This window comes from Bacillus sp. mrc49, assembly GCF_002803435.1.
The window spans coordinates 1-791 of sequence record NZ_PHNG01000230.1; the positions used below are offsets into that span (position 1 = coordinate 1).

Sequence of the window (791 nt, forward strand, 5' to 3'; positions counted from 1 at the left end):
CATCTGCCTTACAAGCAGAGGGTCGGCGGTTCGATCCCGTCATCCTCCACCATTATTACACCTGCCGGTGTAGCTCAACTGGTAGAGCAACTGACTTGTAATCAGTAGGTTGGGGGTTCAAGTCCTCTTGCCGGCACCATCTTCGTACAAGCTTTAATAAGCATATATAAATAGTATATATGAGCCATTAGCTCAGTTGGTAGAGCATCTGACTTTTAATCAGAGGGTCGAAGGTTCGAATCCTTCATGGCTCACCATTTTTATTATGCGGGTGTGGCGGAATTGGCAGACGCACCAGACTTAGGATCTGGCGCCGCAAGGCGTGGGGGTTCAAGTCCCTTCACCCGCATGTTTAGCGGAAGTAGTTCAGTGGTAGAATACAACCTTGCCAAGGTTGGGGTCGCGGGTTCGAATCCCGTCTTCCGCTCCACTATTTATTTATGCCGGGGTGGCGGAACTGGCAGACGCACAGGACTTAAAATCCTGCGGTAGGTGACTACCGTACCGGTTCGATTCCGGTCCTCGGCACCATCTAAACTTAATATGCGCCCGTAGCTCAATTGGATAGAGCATCTGACTACGAATCAGAAGGTTGTAGGTTCGACTCCCGCCGGGCGCACCATATTTTTATCGGGAAGTAGCTCAGCTTGGTAGAGCACTTGGTTTGGGACCAAGGGGTCGCAGGTTCGAATCCTGTCTTCCCGACCATTATTTACGGGGCCTTAGCTCAGCTGGGAGAGCGCCTGCCTTGCACGCAGGAGGTCAGCGGTTCGATCCCGCTAGGCTCCACC

General features: G+C 52.3%; 8 tRNA genes. All 8 read left to right on the top strand.

Going from position 1 to position 791, the window contains the following annotated elements:
• Positions 1 to 63 precede the first annotated feature (63 nt).
• The 8 genes from CVN76_RS01635 to CVN76_RS01670 all read left to right on the top strand — a co-directional run bounded on the left by CVN76_RS01635 (position 64) and on the right by CVN76_RS01670 (position 789).
• Positions 64 to 139, top strand: a tRNA-Thr gene (locus CVN76_RS01635).
• 42 nt (positions 140 to 181) lie between these two features.
• Positions 182 to 257 (top strand) — tRNA-Lys (locus tag CVN76_RS01640).
• A 10-nt stretch (positions 258 to 267) separates the two neighbouring features.
• Positions 268 to 349 (top strand) — tRNA-Leu (locus tag CVN76_RS01645).
• Positions 350 to 355: 6 nt separating this feature from the next.
• Positions 356 to 430 (top strand) — tRNA-Gly (locus tag CVN76_RS01650).
• Between the two features lie 12 nt (positions 431 to 442).
• Positions 443 to 531, top strand: a tRNA-Leu gene (locus tag CVN76_RS01655).
• 14 nt (positions 532 to 545) lie between these two features.
• Positions 546 to 622: transfer RNA gene (locus CVN76_RS01660), tRNA-Arg, on the top strand.
• A 9-nt stretch (positions 623 to 631) separates the two neighbouring features.
• Positions 632 to 708: transfer RNA gene (locus tag CVN76_RS01665), tRNA-Pro, on the top strand.
• 8 nt (positions 709 to 716) lie between these two features.
• A tRNA-Ala gene (locus CVN76_RS01670) sits at positions 717 to 789 on the top strand.
• Positions 790 to 791 lie beyond the last annotated feature (2 nt).